Origin of the sequence: Streptomyces sp. CC0208, assembly GCF_003443735.1 — a bacterium.
Classification (GTDB): Bacteria; Actinomycetota; Actinomycetes; order Streptomycetales; family Streptomycetaceae; genus Streptomyces; species Streptomyces sviceus.
Genome location: NZ_CP031969.1, coordinates 2431464 through 2450736 on the forward strand (window position 1 = coordinate 2431464; position 19273 = coordinate 2450736).

Below are 19273 nucleotides of genomic sequence, written 5' to 3' on the forward strand. Positions count from 1 at the left end.
AACGTTTGCCTGCGTAGTGGCCTCTGACCTCACCCCGAAGGGATCGGTAAGAAGTGCTCCTTAGAAAGGAGGTGATCCAGCCGCACCTTCCGGTACGGCTACCTTGTTACGACTTCGTCCCAATCGCCAGTCCCACCTTCGACAGCTCCCTCCCCACAAGGGGGTTGGGCCACCGGCTTCGGGTGTTACCGACTTTCGTGACGTGACGGGCGGTGTGTACAAGGCCCGGGAACGTATTCACCGCAGCAATGCTGATCTGCGATTACTAGCAACTCCGACTTCATGGGGTCGAGTTGCAGACCCCAATCCGAACTGAGACAGGCTTTTTGAGATTCGCTCCACCTCACGGTATCGCAGCTCATTGTACCTGCCATTGTAGCACGTGTGCAGCCCAAGACATAAGGGGCATGATGACTTGACGTCGTCCCCACCTTCCTCCGAGTTGACCCCGGCGGTCTCCTGTGAGTCCCCATCACCCCGAAGGGCATGCTGGCAACACAGGACAAGGGTTGCGCTCGTTGCGGGACTTAACCCAACATCTCACGACACGAGCTGACGACAGCCATGCACCACCTGTACACCGACCACAAGGGGGGCACCATCTCTGATGCTTTCCGGTGTATGTCAAGCCTTGGTAAGGTTCTTCGCGTTGCGTCGAATTAAGCCACATGCTCCGCTGCTTGTGCGGGCCCCCGTCAATTCCTTTGAGTTTTAGCCTTGCGGCCGTACTCCCCAGGCGGGGAACTTAATGCGTTAGCTGCGGCACCGACGACGTGGAATGTCGCCAACACCTAGTTCCCACCGTTTACGGCGTGGACTACCAGGGTATCTAATCCTGTTCGCTCCCCACGCTTTCGCTCCTCAGCGTCAGTAATGGCCCAGAGATCCGCCTTCGCCACCGGTGTTCCTCCTGATATCTGCGCATTTCACCGCTACACCAGGAATTCCGATCTCCCCTACCACACTCTAGCTAGCCCGTATCGAATGCAGACCCGGGGTTAAGCCCCGGGCTTTCACACCCGACGTGACAAGCCGCCTACGAGCTCTTTACGCCCAATAATTCCGGACAACGCTTGCGCCCTACGTATTACCGCGGCTGCTGGCACGTAGTTAGCCGGCGCTTCTTCTGCAGGTACCGTCACTTTCGCTTCTTCCCTGCTGAAAGAGGTTTACAACCCGAAGGCCGTCATCCCTCACGCGGCGTCGCTGCATCAGGCTTTCGCCCATTGTGCAATATTCCCCACTGCTGCCTCCCGTAGGAGTCTGGGCCGTGTCTCAGTCCCAGTGTGGCCGGTCGCCCTCTCAGGCCGGCTACCCGTCGTCGCCTTGGTGAGCCATTACCTCACCAACAAGCTGATAGGCCGCGGGCTCATCCTTCACCGCCGGAGCTTTCAACCCGCACAGATGCCCGTGCGAGTGGTATCCGGTATTAGACCCCGTTTCCAGGGCTTGTCCCAGAGTGAAGGGCAGATTGCCCACGTGTTACTCACCCGTTCGCCACTAATCCCCACCGAAGTGGTTCATCGTTCGACTTGCATGTGTTAAGCACGCCGCCAGCGTTCGTCCTGAGCCAGGATCAAACTCTCCGTGAATGTTTACCCGTAATCGGGTGCACACACACGAGAGCGGAACAACCACCGGAATAAGGCGGTCGTTCACAGCGTCCTCGCTGTGTTTATTTCAAAGGAACCTCGTCCCAGCAGATGCTGGAGACGGGGTATCAACATATCTGGCGTTGATTTTTGGCACGCTGTTGAGTTCTCAAGGAACGGACGCTTCCTTTGTACTCACCCTCTCGGGCTTTCCTCCGGGCTTTTCCCTTCGATCTTGCGTTTCCGACTCTATCAGACCGTTTCCGGTTCCGATTTCCTCGGTGCTTTCCAGGTTCCCGCTCTCGCGTTTCCCTTTCCGGCGGTTCCGACTTTATCAGAAGTTCTGAGTCGGAATTCCCGCCGCCTGGAGGCTGGCCCCGGAGCACGAAGCTGCCGGGTTCCCCCTCGGGCGGAGCCGTAAACGTACTGGAGCGGGGTGCCTCGATGCAAATCGAGGCACCCCGCTCCAGGTTCACTCGGACGGATGTCCGACGGTCCGTCAGACCTCCACCACCACAGGCAGGATCATCGGCCTGCGGCGATACGTGTCGGAGACCCACTTGCCCAGGGTCCGCCGCACCAGCTGTTGCAGCTGGTGGGGTTCGACCACGCCGTCCTGCGCCGAGCGCTCGAGTACCTCGGTGACCCTCGGGATCACGTCGGCGAAGGCCGAGTCCTCGATGCCGGAACCGCGCGCCTGGATGTGCGGGCCGCCCGTGATCTTGCCGGTGGACGAGTCGACGACCAGGAAGACCGAGATGATGCCCTCGTCGCCGAGGATCTTGCGGTCCTTGAGGGCCGGCTCGCCGACATCGCCGACCGAGAGGCCGTCGACGTAGACATAACCCGCCTGGACCTTGCCCACGATCTTCGCCTTGCCCTCGACGAGGTCGACGACCACGCCGTCCTCGGCGATGACGATGCGGTCGTGCGGGACGCCGGTCAGGGCGCCGAGCTCGGCGTTGGCGCGCAGGTGGCGCCATTCGCCATGGACCGGCATCAGGTTCTTCGGCCGGCAGATGTTGTAGAAGTACAGGAGCTCGCCCGCGGACGCGTGGCCCGAGACGTGCACCTTGGCGTTGCCCTTGTGGACGACGTTGGCGCCCCAGCGGGTCAGTCCGTTGATGACGCGGTAGACCGCGTTCTCGTTCCCGGGGATCAGCGAGGACGCGAGGATGACGGTGTCGCCCTGGACGATCCGGATCTGATGGTCGCGGTTGGCCATGCGGGACAGGGCGGCCATCGGTTCGCCCTGCGAGCCCGTGCAGACCAGGACCACCTCGTGGTCCGGGAGGTCGTCGAGCGTCTTGACGTCGACCACCAGGCCCGGGGGGACCTTCAGGTAGCCGAGGTCTCTCGCGATGCCCATGTTGCGGACCATCGAGCGGCCGACGAAGGCGACCCGGCGGCCGTACTCGTGGGCCGCGTCCAGGATCTGCTGGATGCGGTGGATGTGGCTGGCGAAGCTCGCCACGATGATCCGCTTGCGGGCGTTGCCGAAGACCTGCCGCAGGACGTTCGAGATGTCCTTCTCGGGCGGGACGAAGCCCGGGACCTCGGCGTTCGTCGAGTCGGAGAGGAGAAGGTCGATGCCCTCCTCGCTCAGCCGCGCGAACGCGTGCAGGTCGGTGAGCCGGCCGTCGAGCGGGAGCTGGTCCATCTTGAAGTCGCCCGTGTGCACCACCATGCCGGCGGGCGTGCGGATGGCGACCGCGAGGGCGTCGGGGATGGAGTGGTTGACCGCGACGAACTCGCAGTCGAAGGGGCCGATGCGCTCGCGGTGTCCCTCCGCCACCTCGAGGGTGTACGGACGGATGCGGTGCTCCTGGAGCTTGGCCTCGATGAGCGCGAGGGTCAGCTTGGAGCCGATCAGCGGAATGTCCGGCTTCTCGCGGAGGAGATAGGGGACACCACCGATGTGGTCCTCGTGGCCATGGGTGAGGACGATGCCCTCGATGTCGTCGAGGCGGTCCCTGACGGACGAGAAGTCCGGCAGGATCAGGTCGATTCCGGGCTGTTCCTCCTCGGGGAACAGCACTCCGCAGTCGACGATCAGCAGGCGGCCGCCGTATTCGAAGACCGTCATGTTTCGGCCGATCTCGCCGAGACCGCCGAGTGGGGTGACCCGCAGGGCGCCCTCGGCAAGCGGCGGGGGCGGGGCCAGTTCGGGATGCGGATGACTCAAAAGACTCTCCTCACCACACACGCCACGTACCGGTGGGGCACATGGCGTGCGTGACGTTCGTGCGTGTAGCAGTTGTCGTTGTGGTGCGGGCACCGGTGGCCCGCCTATTCAGTTGTTGAGTCCGGTTGCGCGCCGGGCGCGCGAAGTCTGGTGCTAGAGCTGTACCCCGCCGGCGGCAAGATCGATCTTGAGCTGCCGGATCTCCTCGGGCGAGAGCTCGACCATGGGGGCGCGCAGGGGCCCCGCGGGGAGGCCCTGGAGGGTGAGCGCCGCCTTGGTGGTCATCACGCCCTGGGTGCGGAACATGCCCGTGTAGACGGGAAGCAGCTTCTGGTGGATCTCGGTGGCCTTCTGTACGTCACCCGAGATGAACGCCTCGACCAGGGCGCGCAGGTCCGGGGTGACGACGTGGCCGACGACCGACACGAAGCCGACCGCGCCCACGGAGAGCAGCGGGAGGTTCAGCATGTCGTCGCCGGAGTACCAGGCGAGGCCGGAGCGGGCGATGGCCCAGCTGGCGCGGCCGAGGTCACCCTTGGCGTCCTTGTTGGCGACGATCCGCGGGTGCTCGGCGAGCCGGACCAGGGTCTCGGTGCTGATCGGGACGCCGCTGCGGCCCGGGATGTCGTAGAGCATGACGGGCAGCTCGGCGGCGTCGGCGACGGCCTTGAAGTGCCGGTACAGGCCCTCCTGCGGGGGCTTGTTGTAGTACGGCGTCACGATCAGGAGGCCGTGTGCGCCGACCTGCTCGGCGGCCTGGGCCAGCTCGATGCTGTGGCGGGTGTCGTTGGTGCCGACGCCGGCGATGACGTGTGCGCGGTCGCCGACCGCCTCCAGTACGGCTCGTACCAGGTCCGATTTCTCCGCGTCACCGGTGGTGGGCGACTCGCCGGTGGTGCCGTTGATGATCAGGCCGTCGTTGCCTGCGTCCACCAGGTGGGTGGCGAGCCGCTGTGCGCCGTCGAGGTCGAGTGCGCCGTCCGCCGTGAAGGGCGTGACCATGGCGGTGAGGACCCGCCCGAAGGGGGTCTGCGGAGTGGAGGTCGGAGCCATGGGGAACACGCTACTCGTTGCGCAGGGCGGGGTCTGCCCTAGGGGGCCGGGAAAAGTCAGGACAAATGCGGAGCCCGGCACTGCCTGCTCGGGGGTTCAAGCAGTGCCGGGTCCGTTTGATCAGGCTAGATGAACTTCTCTAAATGCCGCAATACGGACACTTCGCGAGGTGGACCCGCACATCTGTGCCCTGCGGGGAAACAGGCGTCCGTTACGGGGCCACACGGCCGTTCGCGTTGAAGGCCGCGTAGGTGAGCGGCATGAGCTTGGCCCACTCCGCCTCCATCTTCTCGCCGACCATCTCGATCTCCCGCTGCGGGAAGGACGGCACCTTCGCCTGTTCGTGCTGGGTGCGCAGACCGAGGAAGTGCATGAGCGAGCGGGCGTTGCAGGTGGCGTACATCGAGGAGAACAGTCCGACGGGCAGGACCGAACGGGCGATCTCGCGGGCGACGCCGGCGGCGAGCATCTCCTGGTAGCGCTCGTACGCCTGGATGTACGACTCCTGCATCGAGCGCTCCATGATCTCCTGCTGGGCCTCGGTGCCCGGCACGAACTCATACTTGCCCGGGCGTCCCTGCTGCACCAGCTTGCGGTCCTCGCCGGGGACGTAGAAGACCGGCTGAAGCTCCCTGTAGCGGCCCGACTCCTCGTTGTAGGAGTTGTGCACGACGAAGTCGTCTGCGAGGAAGTTGTGCCAGGGGCCCTCGACAGAGAGGTCGTACGTCATTTCCTCACCCGCCGTCTCGATGGCGACGATCCGATCCGGCACCGCCTTGGCGATCTCGCCGCCGCGCGGGGCCAGCGCCTGCTCACCGGCGCTCTTGACGGCATGGCACGGCTCGCAGGCAGGGGCGAGGTTCTTCTCGTCGAGGGCTTGGAGCAGGTCGCTCGCCACCGGCACGACGTGGTCGAGGGCGAGTTGCTCCCGTGGGAAGTCCTGACCGCACAGGTGGCAGGTGTCGATCTCCTTGATCAAGGTCTCGCGCCGCATCGAGGTCCACACGCCGATACCACGGCGCAGGCTCGGCGGGACCAGCGCCTGGGACGGGCGCGGAGCAGCGCCGGCGACCAGCACGGAGTCCCCGACCACCAGTTCGCCCGCCTTGCACCAGCCCTCGGGGGTGAACAGGGCATGGTCGATCGTGCAGCGGAGGGTCTTGCCCGTAGCCGTGGTGATCTTGATCAGTGGTTTCACCCCTGACTCGATCACGTCGACGATCTTCGCCCGCTGAGCGAGCAAGGTCTCCTCGTCGTAGCACCGCACGTGATTGCGGCGCACCGATTCGAGCTTGCGGATGCGTGTGCTGGGGTGCTGTTCACGGAACTCGGCGACGGCCGACTCGGCCGCCTCGCGGTTCTCGTACAGGCCGAGGTAGTGGTTGGTCTCCCCGCGCCGCACCTGTGCCATCCACTTGCCCGCCCGAGCATGCCAGGTCACACCGCCGGCCGAGTGCGGCAGGCGGTCCTCGACGCCCGAGCGCCACAGCTTGTACAGCTCGGCGATGCTGCGTCGACGGAGGTTGCCCGCCTCGCTCTCCAGGGTGATCTCCGTGTCTCCCGCGATGCACCAGCCCACGCGGTGGCGCATGAACTCGCGGAAGACGAAGATCGGGGCGCTGATGAAGAACGTCATGGAGTTGTGCTCGAAAGGGCTGCCGTGACGATCGCGCATCAGATAGTTGATGAGGCCCTTGGAGCGCTCCGGGTCCTTCGTGAGCTCCTCCAGGGACTGCTCGCCGGCGGTCGAGACACGTGCGGCCCACAGCACGTCGGAGTCGGCTGCGCTGTGCTTGACCAGTTCGACGGTGACATCGCTGCGGAAACTGGGCTTCACGTCGTCGGTGGGGGTGTCGGTCACGGCTCGGAGGGTCCTTCCATCACTTCGCTCGGGCGGCGCCCACTCTACGGCCCGGCACTGACAACGGGGCGTTCGGTGCCGGGTCGCGACATACGGCGTTGAAATTCTGTGAATTCGGCGAAAGCGGGCACCTTTTGGGGCACCCGAGCGTCTGTCCAAGTGACCTTCACTCGTTCGATCCCCGAAGGGAGAAGCACCCTCATGCTGTTGCGTCGGCGCGAACCCGTCCCGTTCGCCTTTGTCGCCGAAGCCGACAGGTTCCGCAGCAATGTCACTCCCCCGCCCCGTCAGCGGGCGTCCGCCCGTGAGATAGCCGGACGTTGGCTCCTTGGACTCACCATCGTCGCCGGGTTCGCGGGGTCACTGGCTCTCGGGATGCCCGCCCTGTCACAGGATCAGGCTCCCTCGCAGACACAGCAGTCCCAGGCATCCCAGGGACACTGACTCAGACGGGCCCCCTGTGGTGGCTCGCGGGGACAGCGGCGGATAACCTCACCGGCACAGCCCACGCATGGATCGAGTGAGGACCCGCCGTGCCCCTGCCCTTCCTGACGGCCGACCGCGCATTCGAGACGACGGACGACGTCGCGCTGCCGTTCGACAACCGTGACCACTGGCGGCGCCCCTACCGGCCCGGCCCGTGGCGGGTGGGCGTAGCGGCGATCCTTCTTCTGCTCGCCTCCTACGTGCTGTTCGCCGCGGTGATCATCGCGCTGACCGACTCGCCGTCCGAGGCCACGGTGGTGTTCGGCATCGCGGTGCTCGTCATCGCCGGCGCGCTGCGGCTGCTGCGCATGGGCGTGTGGGTGTGCGGCCGCGGGGTGCGACGGGTGGGCTTCCTGTTCACTCGTACGGTGTCCTGGGAGCAGGTCGTCGCCGTGCGGACGGCTCAGCAGCCGGTGCGCTGGCTCGGACTGCCGCGCACGGTCCAGGGCCAGGCCCTGACCCTCGTACGGCAGGGTCGGGGGCCGGAGGACGCACAGCCGCTGCTGACCACGCACAACGCGGACTTCCTCGCGCGCGGCCAGGCGTTCGACCGGGCCGCGGACGCGGTGGAGGCCTGGGCCGCGGAGTACGCGCGGGGCTGACCCGACAGGGACACACGTCGAAGGGGGCCGGTCCGCACCAGGACCGGCCCCCTTCGACGTGCCGGGATCTCAGAGCTGCTGCACGGGCCTGCCGTCGTGCAGCGCTATCGCGCGCTGCATGGCCTTGCGGGCACGCGGGGTGTCGCGGGCGTCGTGGTAGGCCACGGCGAGCCGGAACCAGCTGCGCCAGTCCTCGGGGGCCGTCTCCGTCTCGGCCTTGCGCTTGGCGAAGACCTCGTCGGCGGAGTCGCGGTCGATCCGGCCGGCGGGCGTGCGCTTGAGCTCGTCGACGGGCAGGCCGCCCTCGGCGTCCAGTTCGGCGGCCAGCGCGTTGGCTCGGCGGACGAACTGGGTGTTCTTCCACAGGAACCACAGGCCGATCACCGGCAGGATCAGCACCGCGACACCGAAGGTAACGGTGACGAGGGTGCCGGAGTCGATCAGCATGACGCCGCGGCTGCCGACCAGGACGAAGTAGAAGACCAGGACGGCGGCCGTGACGGCGTAGGACAGCTTGGCGCGCATGACGGTGTCAGCCCAGGTCCAGGAAGTGTTCCAGGCCGAAGGTCAGGCCCGGGGTCGTGACCACGCGGCGGGCGCCGAGCAGGATGCCCGGCATGAAGCTGCTGTGGGCGAGGGAGTCGTGGCGGATGGTCAGCGTCTCGCCCTCGCCGCCGAGGAGGACCTCCTGGTGGGCCAGCAGACCGCGCAGGCGCACGGAGTGGACGGGGACGCCGTCGACGTCCGCGCCGCGCGCGCCGTCCAGAGCCGTCTCCGTGGCGTCCGGCGCGGGGGCCGTGGCCGCCTCGGCGCGGGCCGCGGCGATGAGCTGGGCCGTGCGGGTGGCGGTGCCGGAAGGGGCGTCGACCTTCTTGGGGTGATGCAGCTCGATGACCTCGACCGACTCGAAGTAGGGCGCGGCGATCTGCGCGAACTTCATGTTCAGTACGGCGCCGATGGAGAAGTTGGGCGCGATGAGCACGCCGGTCTCCGGGGAGGCGGCGAGCCAGCCGTCGAGCCGCGCGAGGCGCTCGTCGGTCCAGCCGGTGGTGCCGACGACCGCGTGGATGCCATGGCTGAGGCAGTACTCCAGGTTCTCCATGACCGAGGCAGGCGTGGTCAGTTCGACGGCGACCTGGGCGCCCGTCTCGGCGAGAGTCTCCAACTTGTCGCCCCTGCCGAGGGCAGCGACCAGTTCCATGTCCTCGGCGGCCTCGACGGCCTTGACCGCCTCGGCGCCGATACGGCCCTTGGCACCGAGGACCGCCACGCGCAGCTTGCTCATCTTCGTGCTTCCTTAAGGGGAGTGCTTACGCGACCGCTTCGTGCAGTCGGGCCGCCTGCTTGTCCTTCAACGGGCCGATGACCGACAGCGACGGGCGCCGTCCCAGGATCTCGCGGGCGACCGCGCGGACGTCGTCCGGGGTGACCGATGCGATGCGGGTCAGCATGTCGTCGACGGACATCTGCTCGCCCCAGCACAGCTCGCTCTTGCCGATGCGGTTCATCAGCGCGCCGGTGTCCTCCAGGCCCAGGACCGTGGAGCCCCTCAGCTGGCCGATGGCACGGCCGATCTCGTCGTCCGTCAGACCGTGTTCGGCGACCTGGTCGAGTTCGTCGCGGCAGATCTTCAGTACGTCGTGGACCTGCGAGGGCCGGCAGCCGGCGTACACCCCGAACAGGCCGCAGTCGGCGAAGCCGGAGGTGTACGAGTAGACGCTGTACGCCAGTCCGCGCTTCTCCCTGACCTCCTGGAAGAGGCGGGACGACATACCGCCGCCGAGCGCGGTGTTCAGCACGCCGAGGGCCCAGCGGCGGTCGTCCGTGCGGGCGAGGCCGGGCATGCCGAGGACGACGTGGGCCTGTTCGGTCTTGCGGCCGATCAGCTCGACGCGGCCCGCGGTGCGCAGGGCGCGCCTGCCGTCGCGCGGGGCGATGGGCGTGGCGTCGGGGCTCTTGAGGGCGCCGGCCTTCTCGAACGCGGCGCGGACCTGTCGTACGACCTTGTCGTGGTCGACGTTGCCCGCGGCCGCGACGACGAGATGCGTCGGGTCGTAGTGCTTCTTGTAGAAGCGGCGGATGCGGTCGGCGGTGAGGGCGTTGACGGTGTCGACGGTGCCGAGGACCGGGCGGCCGAGGGGGTTGTCGCCGAACATGGTGTGCGCGAACAGGTCGTGCACGCAGTCGCCCGGGTCGTCCTCGGTCATCGCGATCTCTTCAAGGATCGCGCCGCGCTCGACGTTGACGTCCTCTTCGAGGATGAGGGAGCCGGTGAGCATGTCGCAGACCACGTCGATGGCGAGCGGCAGGTCGGCGTCGAGCACGCGCGCGTAGTAGCACGTGTACTCCTTCGCGGTGAACGCGTTCATCTCGCCGCCGACCGCGTCGATGGCGGAGGAGATGTCCAGCGCGCTGCGCTTGGAGGTGCCCTTGAAGAGGAGGTGCTCCAGGTAGTGCGTGGCGCCGTTCAGTGACGGCGTCTCGTCGCGGGAGCCGACGTGCGCCCAGATGCCGAAGGTCGCGGAGCGGACCGAGGGAAGGGTCTCGGTGACGATGCGCAGGCCGCCCGGGAGGGTGGTCTTGCGGACCGTGCCGATGCCGTTCTCGCCCTTGATGAGGGTTTGGGTACGGGCGACGGCCCGCGCCTCCGAAGAGGTGCGGGCCGTCGCCTTGGAGCTACGGGACGTCACTGGTCGGCGTCGTCCTTCTTCTCGTCGGAGGAGCCTTCCTCGCCCTCGATCACGGGGATCAGGGAGAGCTTGCCGCGGGAGTCGATCTCGGCGATCTCGACCTGGACCTTGGCGCCCACGCCGAGCACGTCCTCGACGTTCTCGACGCGCTTGCCGCCGGCCAGCTTGCGGATCTGCGAGATGTGCAGCAGACCGTCCTTGCCCGGGAGCAGCGACACGAACGCACCGAAGGTGGTGGTCTTGACGACCGTACCCAGGTAGCGCTCGCCGACCTCCGGCATGGTCGGGTTGGCGATCGAGTTGATCGTGGTGCGGGCCGCCTCGGCGGAGGGACCGTCGACCGCACCGATGTAGATGGTGCCGTCGTCCTCGATCGTGATGTCGGCGCCGGTGTCCTCCTGGATCTGGTTGATCATCTTGCCCTTGGGGCCGATGACCTCACCGATCTTGTCCACGGGGATCTTCACGGTGATGATCCGCGGGGCGTTCGGGGACATCTCGTCCGGCGTGTCGATCGCTTCCATCATCACGTCGAGGATGTGGAGGCGGGCGTCACGGGCCTGCTTGAGAGCGGCGGCCAGGACGGAGGCGGGGATGCCGTCCAGCTTGGTGTCGAGCTGGAGGGCGGTGACGAACTCCTTGGTGCCGGCGACCTTGAAGTCCATGTCGCCGAACGCGTCCTCCGCACCGAGGATGTCGGTGAGGGTGACGTAGTGCGTCTCGCCGTCGATCTCCTGGGAGATCAGGCCCATGGCGATACCGGCGACGGGGGCCTTCAGCGGCACACCGGCGTTCAGCAGCGACATGGTGGAGGCGCAGACCGAGCCCATGGACGTCGAGCCGTTGGAGCTCAGCGCCTCGGAGACCTGGCGGATCGCGTAGGGGAACTCCTCGCGGGTCGGCAGGACCGGGACGAGGGCGCGCTCGGCGAGGGCGCCGTGGCCGATCTCGCGGCGCTTCGGGGAGCCGACGCGGCCGGTCTCGCCGGTGGAGTACGGCGGGAAGTTGTAGTTGTGCATGTAGCGCTTGCGGGTCACCGGGGAGAGGGTGTCCAGCTGCTGCTCCATGCGGAGCATGTTGAGGGTGGTGACGCCCAGGATCTGGGTCTCGCCACGCTCGAACACCGCGGAGCCGTGCACGCGCGGGATGGCCTCGACCTCGGCGGCGAGCGTACGGATGTCCGTGACGCCACGGCCGTCGATGCGCTTCTTCTCCTTGATCACGCGCTCGCGGACCAGCTGCTTGGTGAGCGAGCGGTACGCGGCGGAGATCTCCTTCTCGCGGCCCTCGAACTCCGGGAGCAGCTTCTCGGCGGCCAGACCCTTGACACGGTCCAGCTCGGCCTCGCGCTCCTGCTTGCCCGCGATGGTCAGCGCGGAGGCGAGCTCCGGCTTGACGGCGGCGGTCAGCGCCTCCAGGACGTCGTCCTGGTAGTCGAGGAAGATCGGGAACTCGCCGGTGGGCTTGGCGGCCTTCGAGGCGAGGTCGGCCTGGGCCCGGCAGAGCACCTTGATGAAGGGCTTCGCGGCTTCCAGACCGGCGGCGACGACCTCTTCGGTCGGGGCCTCGGCGCCGCCCTTGACCAGCTGGATGGTCTTCTCGGTGGCCTCGGCCTCGACCATCATGATCGCGACGTCGCCGTCCTCCAGGGCGCGGCCCGCGACGACCATGTCGAAGACGGCGTCCTCGAGCTCGGAGTGCGTCGGGAAGGCCACCCACTGGCCGTTGATCAGCGCGACGCGGACGCCGCCGATCGGGCCGGAGAAGGGCAGGCCGGCCAGCTGCGTGGACGCCGAGGCCGCGTTGATCGCGACGACGTCGTACAGGTGGTCGGGGTTGAGGGCCATGATCGTGGCGACGACCTGGATCTCGTTGCGCAGGCCCTTCTTGAAGGAGGGGCGCAGCGGGCGGTCGATCAGGCGGCAGGTGAGGATCGCGTCCTCGGAGGGGCGGCCCTCACGGCGGAAGAAGCTGCCGGGGATCTTGCCGGCGGCGTACATCCGCTCCTCGACGTCCACCGTCAGGGGGAAGAAGTCGAGCTGGTCCTTGGGGTTCTTGGAGGCGGTGGTGGCCGACAGCACCATGGTGTCGTCGTCCAGGTACGCCACGGCGGAGCCGGCGGCCTGCTTGGCGAGGCGGCCCGTCTCGAAGCGGATGGTGCGGGTGCCGAAGGAGCCGTTGTCGATGACGGCCTCGGCGTAGTGGGTCTCGTTCTCCACTAGCGTGTTCTCCGTTACTTTCGTCTGCGATTCGTCTTTTGTCCCTGGCCGCCCGTGTGGCGGGGGGACGTGCGCGGAGAAGCGCTCCGTCTGGTGCGGGCCGGTCTTCGATCGAAGCACCCGGGTTCGCAAGGCCCGGGGGCCACTACCGAGGACCGGCGGCGGCGAGGTGCACTTCTCCTCGTGGTACTGCGTTGTGCTACCACACTACAAAGCGGGTGTGACACCGCGCACGTTTCCGCACGCGCGGTGAGCACGTTGATGAGCACGTACGGCAAAGGGAGCGGCCCCCGATCGTTTCGGGAACCGCTCCCCTCACGGCGTCCTACTTGGCGCCCGCCGCACCGCGGCGGATGCCGAGGCGGTCGACCAGCGCACGGAAGCGCTGGATGTCCTTCTTCGCCAGGTACTGGAGAAGGCGACGGCGCTGACCGACCAGGATCAGCAGACCACGACGGGAGTGGTGGTCGTGCTTGTGGGTCTTGAGGTGCTCGGTCAGGTCCGAGATACGGCGCGAGAGCATCGCGACCTGGACCTCGGGGGAGCCGGTGTCGCCCTCCTTCTGGCCGAACTCGGTCATGATCTGCTTCTTCGTAGCGGCGTCGAGCGACACGCGTACTCCTCGTAGTCTCTTGGGTAGCCACCGAGTGCCCCTGGTCCACTTCTCAGGGGAGCTTCCGTAACTCGGGAGGCGGGGATCCGCTGGGCGCGGCCTCCAGGGCGATCAGCTCCGGGGGTGCGTACACAAACGGCCGTCAGCCAGGGTATCAGCCCGGCGGCAGTGCCCCGACCCGGGTCGGCGTCGTGCACATGCCGCGGCTGCCACCCGTGTGGGTGACAGCCGCCGCGAGGTGTGAGGCCGGTCAGCTGGTCATGCCGCGCGCCGCCGCGTACAGGTCGAGGACCGCGAGGCACAGCGGGACGAGGGAGAGGAGCACCGCGCCCTCGCTCAGGTCGAGCATCCGGCCCCAGAACGGGGTGACGCCCTTGCGCGGCACGATCAGGGCGATGGCCACGAGGAGGGTGGCGCCCAGGGCGACCGCGGCGGAGAGCCAGACGGTGCGGATGTCGAGCGGGGCGCTGTTGTGGTCGTAGACGAGCTCCTTGATGATGTCGGCCGGCGGGTTCAGGGCGAGGCCGAGGACCAGCAGGCTGACGGTGATGATGCCCGAGATCATCAGGGTCACGACCTGGGACGTGTACAGGAAGAGCCGGGCGCGCATCAGCATGGACAGGCCGGCCGCCAGCGACAGCAGCTGGGCCCAGCCGCTGCTGGAGAAGCCGAGCACCACACCGGCCGAGGCGACGCCGGTGACGGCGCAGCCGCCGACGAGACCGAGCAGCAGTTCGTGGCCGCGGCGGGCCTGGTCGGTGATGAGCCGGTAGTCGACCGGCTCCTGCTCCTGCTGGTCCTCGGCGCGGCCGCGCTTGGCGATCTGGTCGGGCGAGCGGAAGCCGATGGGCAGCCGGGAGAAACGGGCGGACCAGCCGGGCAGGAAGCCGATGACGGCGATCATGACGACGGCGGTGACGGCGGCCGTCTCGCGCGGCTCGGCCTCGGAGACGATCGCGGCGAAGGTGGCGAGGACGCCGATGCCGGCGCCGAACGCGGCGGCGATGAAGGGCGCGTCCTTCTGCGGGAGCATCAGCACGAGCAGCACCGCGGCGACGAGGACGACGGCGAAGCCGACGAGGAGGTTCAGCCGGCCGGGGCCCTCGCCCGCGTCGAGGCCCATGACACCCGAGCCGCCCACCATCAGGTGCGGCAGCGAGGCGAGGCCGAGGGCGACGGCCGCGTGGTGGTCGTCGTAGACCCGCGCGCGCACGGAGGCGAGCGCGACGAGGACGACGCCGGTGACGCCGGCGATGACGCCGGGCAGGCCGTGCATGTCGTGGCGCAGCGGCTCGGAGAACCACAACGCCAGCGCCATCATGGTCAGCAGCAGCGCGCCGGCGGTGAGGCCGACGACCCGCATCATGCCGTCGTTCCAGCTGCGCCGGTCGGCCTCGACGGCGGCGGCCACGGCGTCGACGACGTCGTCGAAGACGGCGGGCGGCAGCGAGTCCGCGAACGGCCGCAGGAGCAGCAATTCGCCATCGCGTATCTGCTGTTCGGAGAGCGAGCGGCCGTCGTCGAGGACGGAGCCGTCCCTGCGCACGAGGTTGTACCCGGTGGGCGCGGCCTCTTCGGGTGTCTGGCCCGACAGCCGCAGGATCTCCGGGTAGACGTCAGAGAGCGGCACGTCCTCGGGAAGTGCCACATCGATCCGGCTGTTCGGTGCCGCCACCGTGACCCGGCAGAATCCGGTTGCTGAAACCGTACTCACCTGACGGTTCCCCCTAGTCCAGTACTCGGTGATTCGTCGCGGTTTGCCAGGGCGATTCCCGCTCCGCGCTTCGTTTGGAGCGTCACCCTACCGTCCCCTTGCGGCTTCTCCTCATCCCCTCCCGGCTCAACAGGCCCGCAGAACAGTAGGATCAACGCCCGACTCATGAGTGGGCTGAGCCCCATGGGTCGAGAGACGTACGGGGGCCGTCACGACGGGGGCGGTTCGACATTGCGATTGCGTGAAGGACTGGTGGATCGGTGAGCGTTGTCATCGTCAAGCGCCCGCCGCGGGTTTACCCGCCGGAGGTGCCGAGTGAGGAGGTCAAGCTCGAGTCCCCGCCCGAACTTCCTCGCACCGAGGACGACAGCCTGATGATGAACCTGCTGCCCATGCTGGGCATGGGTTCGTCGGCGGCGTTCTTCTTCATGCCCGGCGCCCAGGGCTTCATGAAGATCATGGGCGGCATGATGATGGTCTCCACGGTCGCGATGCTCGTCGCCCAGATCGTGCGGGCCAGGAAGGGCCCTTCGGGCCAGATGGCCGAGGCCCGGCGCGACTACCTCAAGTACCTGGCGCAGAAGCGGCGCGAGGTGCGGCGCACGGTGCACAAGCAGCGCGACGCGCAGTACTACCTGCACCCGGCGCCGGAGCAGCTGTGGGCGCTGATCGCCGAGGGTTCCCGGCTGTGGGAGCGGCGTTCGACCGACCAGGACTTCGTCCAGGTGCGGATCGGCCTGGGCCCGCAGCAGTTGGCGACGCCGCTGGTGGCGCCCGACACCGCGCCGGTGGACGAGCTGGAGCCGCTGACGGCCCACTCGATGCAGCAGTTCATCGCGAGCTACGGCACCCTCGGTGACCTCCCGCTGGCCATCGGGCTGCGCTCCTTCTACCACGTGACGATCTCCGGTGACCCGGAGACGGTCTACGGCCAGACCCGCGCCGTGATCGGACAGTTGGCCTCGCTGCACTCCCCCGAGGACGTGGTGATCGCGGTCGTGGCCGCGCCCGGTGCCGCGGTGGACTGGGAGTGGACCAAGTGGCTGCCGCACATGCAGCACAAGGAGTCCGACGGCGCCGGCTCGCGCCGGCTGCTCTGCTACGACCTCGGCGAGCTGGAGGAGATGATCGCCCACCAGCTGGAGGGGCGCCCCCGCTGGAGCCGGGACGGTTCGCCGGTGCTCGACCAGCCGCACGTGGTCGTCGTACTCGACGGCGGCGGTGTCCCCGCGGACTCGGTTCTCGCCTCGGCGGAGGGCCTGCAGGGCGTGACCATCGTCGAGGTGGTGCCCGGTGAACTCGACGAGGCGCGTGGCTCGTTGTCGGTGCGGGTGTGGCCCGACGCCATGGAGCTGGAGGCGGGCACGGGTGTCTTCACCGGTGTCCCCGACGTGCTGTCGCAGGCGCAGGCAGAGTCGCTCAGCCGGCAGCTCGCGCCGCTGCGTCTCGGTGCCGCCGACGCGGACGAACCGCTGCTGGCGAACCTGGACTTCACGGATCTCATGCAGATCGGTGACGCGGCGAGCGTGGACGTCTCGCGCACCTGGCGGCCGCGCTCGCTGCACGAGCGGCTGCGGGTGCCGATCGGTCTCGGCGAGAGCGGCGAACCGGTCATGCTGGACCTCAAGGAGGCCTCGCAGGAGGGCATGGGCCCGCACGGACTGTGCGTCGGCGCCACCGGTTCCGGTAAGTCGGAGCTGCTGCGCACCCTGGTCCTCGGCCTCGCGGTCACGCACTCCTCCGAGACGCTCAACTTCGTCCTCGCGGACTTCAAGGGTGGTGCCACCTTCACCGGCATGGGTTCCATGCCGCACGTCTCCGCGGTCATCACCAACCTGGCCGACGAGCTCACCCTCGTCGACCGCATGCGCGACTCCATCACCGGTGAGCTGAACCGCCGTCAGGAACTACTGCGGCAGGCGGGCAACTACCAGAACATCACCGACTACGAGAAGGCCCGTGCCGCCGGTGCCGCGCTCGAACCGCTGCCCTCACTCGTCCTGATCATCGACGAGTTCAGCGAACTCCTCGCCGCCAAGCCGGACTTCATCGAAATGTTCATCCAGATCGGCCGGATCGGCCGTTCGCTGGGTGTGCACATGCTGCTCGCCTCGCAGCGCCTGGAGGAGGGCAAGCTGCGCGGCCTGGACACCTTCCTGTCGTACCGCATCGGTCTGCGCACCTTCTCGGCCGCCGAGTCCCGTACGGCGATCGGTGTGCCCGACGCCTACCACCTGCCGAACGTCCCCGGCGCGGGCATCCTCAAGTACGACACCGAGACGATGGTGCAGTTCAAGGCCGCGTACGTGTCGGGCACCTACCGGCCGAACGGGCCGATGGCGCAGGGCGGCGGCCGGATAGACCGCTCCCCCGTGCTGTTCACCGCGGCGCCGGTGCCGGTGCGCATCCTCGCCGAGCCGGAGCCTGAGACCCGGACCCACCAGGTCGACGACGCGCTCGCCGACACCGTCCTCGACGTCATCGTCAGCCGCCTGGACGGTCAGGGTCCGCCCGCCCACCAGGTGTGGCTGCCGCCGCTGGACGAGCCGTTCAGCCTCGACCAGGTGCTGCCGGCGCTGGGCATCAGTCCGGAGCGCGGTCTGCACGCCGAGGGCTACCACCTGCAGAGCAAGCTGACCGTGCCGGTCGGCCTGGTCGACAAGCCGTTCGAGCAGCGTCGTGACGTGATGTACGCGGACCTGTCGGGTTCGGCCGGTCACGCGCTGATCGTGGGCGGTCCGCAGTCCGGCAAGTCGACGCTCGTGCGCACGATGATCACGTCGTTCGCGCTCACGCACACCCCTGCCGAAGTGCAGTTCTATGCCCTCGACTTCGGCGGCGGCGGCATGCTCGCGCTGGAGAACCTGGCCCATGTGGGCGGCGCGGCCTCCCGTCTGGACCAGGAGAAGGTGCGCCGTACGGTCGCCGAGGTGCACGGCATCCTCAATGCCCGTGAGGAGTTCTTCCGCTCCAAGAGCATCGACTCCATGGGCACCTTCCGCAACCGCCGGGCGCAGGGGCACTACCCCGACCAGCAGTGGGGCGACGTCTTCCTCATCATCGACGGCTGGGCGACGTTCAAGAACGACTACGAGATGCTCGACCCGGTCATCGCGGACATCGCGACCCGTGGCCTCGGTTTCGGTGTCCACCTGATCATCACCGCGACCCGGTACACCGAGATGCGTCCCGCGCTGCGCGACCAGATCCTCAGCCGGCTCGAACTGCGGCTCGGTGACGCGATGGAGTCGGAGTTCGACCGCAAGCGGGCCGAGAACGTGCCGATGGGCAAGCCCGGCCGCGGTCTGTCCCCGGACAAGCTGGACTACCTCGCCGCCACGCCCCGGATCGACGGGTCGACGCAGGTGGAGGACCTCGCCGACGGCATGGCGCACCTCGTGCAGAGCGTCAACAGCGCCTGGCAGGGCCCGACGGCGCCCAAGGTGCGGATGCTGCCGACGATGCTGCCCGCGTCCGAGCTGCCCGGCGGCGGGGACTTCGGCAGCCGCGGTATCGCGGTCGGCGTCGACGAGCTCACCCTCTCGCCGGTCTTCGTGGACTTCGAGACGGACCCGCTGTTCGTCATCTACGGCGAGAGCGAGTCCGGCAAGTCCTCGCTGCTGCGGTTCATGGCCAAGCAGATCTCCGAGCGGTACGCCCCCAACAAGGCGCTGTTCGTGGTCTCGGACTTCCGGCGCGCGCTGCTCGGCCAGGTGCCGGAGAGCCACATGTACAAGTACTGCGCCTCCGGTCCGCAGCTCCAGGAGGTCATGGAGTCGCTGGCCGGCTCGATGAGCCGCCGTATGCCCGGCCCGGACGTGACGCCGGACCAGCTGCGCAACCGCTCCTGGTACAACGAGCCCGACGCGTTCATCTTCATCGACGACTACGACCTCGTCGCCACGTCGATGGGCAACCCCATGTCGGTGCTCCTGGAGTACCTGCCGTTCGCGCGTGACCTGGGTCTGCGCATCATCCTGGCCCGCAGCACCTCCGGTGCCTCGCGCTCCTCCTTCGAGCCGGTCCTCACCCGGATCAAGGAGCTCGGCGCCCAGGGCATCGTGCTGTCCGGCGACCCGTCGGAGGGCCCGGTGTTCAACAACATCAAGGCCACTCCGCAGCCGCAGGGCCGTGGCCAGTTCATCTCGCGCCGCTCCAGCGGGCAGCTCGTCCAGACGGGATACCTGCCGGAGAGCTGAGTCTGTCCGCGTGGGTGGAGGGGCGGGCCGCGTCTGCGGTCCGCCCCTCCTGCTTTTGC

Annotated in this window: 11 protein-coding genes, 1 rRNA gene and 3 pseudogenes; 3 read left to right on the forward strand and 12 right to left on the reverse strand. The window is 67.9% G+C overall.

The features are described 5' to 3' along the window. Positions 1–64 precede the first annotated feature (64 nt). The 6 genes and pseudogenes from D1369_RS10880 to D1369_RS43790 all read right to left on the reverse strand — a co-directional run. Positions 65–1592 (reverse strand): 16S ribosomal RNA (locus D1369_RS10880). Between the two features lie 499 nt (positions 1593–2091). After that, positions 2092–3777 (reverse strand): ribonuclease J, encoded by a 1686-nt coding sequence (locus D1369_RS10890; RefSeq protein WP_007385103.1) that lies wholly within the window; start codon positions 3775–3777, stop codon positions 2092–2094. Between the two features lie 153 nt (positions 3778–3930). Further along, a complete protein-coding gene (gene dapA, locus D1369_RS10895; protein WP_007385102.1) occupies positions 3931–4830 on the reverse strand; it encodes a 4-hydroxy-tetrahydrodipicolinate synthase in 900 nt (299 codons plus the stop codon). A 211-nt stretch (positions 4831–5041) separates the two neighbouring features. Beyond that, positions 5042–5503, reverse strand: a pseudogene (thyX, locus tag D1369_RS44740) (FAD-dependent thymidylate synthase); the annotation flags it as partial. Then, positions 5504–6421 (reverse strand): annotated as a pseudogene (locus D1369_RS44745) (HNH endonuclease); the annotation flags it as partial. Then, positions 6401–6691: pseudogene (locus D1369_RS43790) on the reverse strand (FAD-dependent thymidylate synthase); the annotation flags it as partial. The pseudogenes D1369_RS44745 and D1369_RS43790, both read right to left, overlap by 21 nt. A gap of 201 nt (positions 6692–6892) precedes the next feature. Here D1369_RS43790 and D1369_RS43795 point away from each other — a divergent pair. Both D1369_RS43795 and D1369_RS10910 read left to right on the forward strand, forming a co-directional pair. After that, a complete protein-coding gene (locus tag D1369_RS43795) occupies positions 6893–7135 on the forward strand; it encodes a hypothetical protein (RefSeq protein ID WP_082319466.1) in 243 nt (80 codons plus the stop codon). 89 nt (positions 7136–7224) lie between these two features. Further along, positions 7225–7779 (forward strand): hypothetical protein, encoded by a 555-nt coding sequence (locus tag D1369_RS10910; RefSeq protein ID WP_007385099.1) that lies wholly within the window; start codon positions 7225–7227, stop codon positions 7777–7779. A 69-nt stretch (positions 7780–7848) separates the two neighbouring features. Here D1369_RS10910 and D1369_RS10915 read toward each other — a convergent pair whose 3' ends face one another. From D1369_RS10915 to eccD, 6 genes are all read right to left on the reverse strand, one after another. Then, positions 7849–8304: a hypothetical protein gene (locus tag D1369_RS10915; RefSeq protein ID WP_118082430.1), complete on the reverse strand. Its 456-nt coding sequence runs from the start codon at positions 8302–8304 to the stop codon at positions 7849–7851. 7 nt (positions 8305–8311) lie between these two features. Next, on the reverse strand, positions 8312–9064 hold the full coding sequence (gene dapB, locus D1369_RS10920; RefSeq protein WP_007385098.1) for a 4-hydroxy-tetrahydrodipicolinate reductase: 753 nt from the start codon (positions 9062–9064) through the stop codon (positions 8312–8314). A 25-nt stretch (positions 9065–9089) separates the two neighbouring features. After that, positions 9090–10469 carry a pitrilysin family protein gene (locus D1369_RS10925; protein ID WP_007385097.1) on the reverse strand — a complete coding sequence of 460 codons (1380 nt, stop codon included), beginning with the start codon at positions 10467–10469 and terminating at the stop codon, positions 9090–9092. Further along, positions 10466–12688, reverse strand: coding sequence for a polyribonucleotide nucleotidyltransferase (locus tag D1369_RS10930; protein WP_007385096.1), 2223 nt, complete (start codon positions 12686–12688; stop codon positions 10466–10468). The genes D1369_RS10925 and D1369_RS10930 overlap by 4 nt, the downstream gene beginning before the upstream one ends. 325 nt (positions 12689–13013) lie before the next feature. Next, positions 13014–13301: a 30S ribosomal protein S15 gene (gene rpsO / locus D1369_RS10935; protein WP_007385095.1), complete on the reverse strand. Its 288-nt coding sequence runs from the start codon at positions 13299–13301 to the stop codon at positions 13014–13016. 250 nt (positions 13302–13551) lie between these two features. Further along, positions 13552–15015: a type VII secretion integral membrane protein EccD gene (gene eccD / locus D1369_RS10940; RefSeq protein WP_007385094.1), complete on the reverse strand. Its 1464-nt coding sequence runs from the start codon at positions 15013–15015 to the stop codon at positions 13552–13554. 260 nt (positions 15016–15275) lie between these two features. Here eccD and D1369_RS10945 point away from each other — a divergent pair, with 260 nt between their 5' ends. Beyond that, positions 15276–19214, forward strand: a complete 3939-nt coding sequence (locus D1369_RS10945) for a type VII secretion protein EccC (protein ID WP_007385093.1) — start codon at positions 15276–15278, stop codon at positions 19212–19214. Positions 19215–19273 lie beyond the last annotated feature (59 nt).

Coding starts and splice junctions, on each gene's coding strand:
- D1369_RS10915 (WP_118082430.1), bottom strand. CDS start 8,304: ATGCGCGCCAAGCTGTCCTACGCCGTCACGGCCGCCGTCCTGGTCTTC.
- dapB (WP_007385098.1), bottom strand. CDS start 9,064: ATGAGCAAGCTGCGCGTGGCGGTCCTCGGTGCCAAGGGCCGTATCGGC.
- dapA (WP_007385102.1), bottom strand. CDS start 4,830: ATGGCTCCGACCTCCACTCCGCAGACCCCCTTCGGGCGGGTCCTCACC.
- D1369_RS43795 (WP_082319466.1), top strand. CDS start 6,893: ATGCTGTTGCGTCGGCGCGAACCCGTCCCGTTCGCCTTTGTCGCCGAA.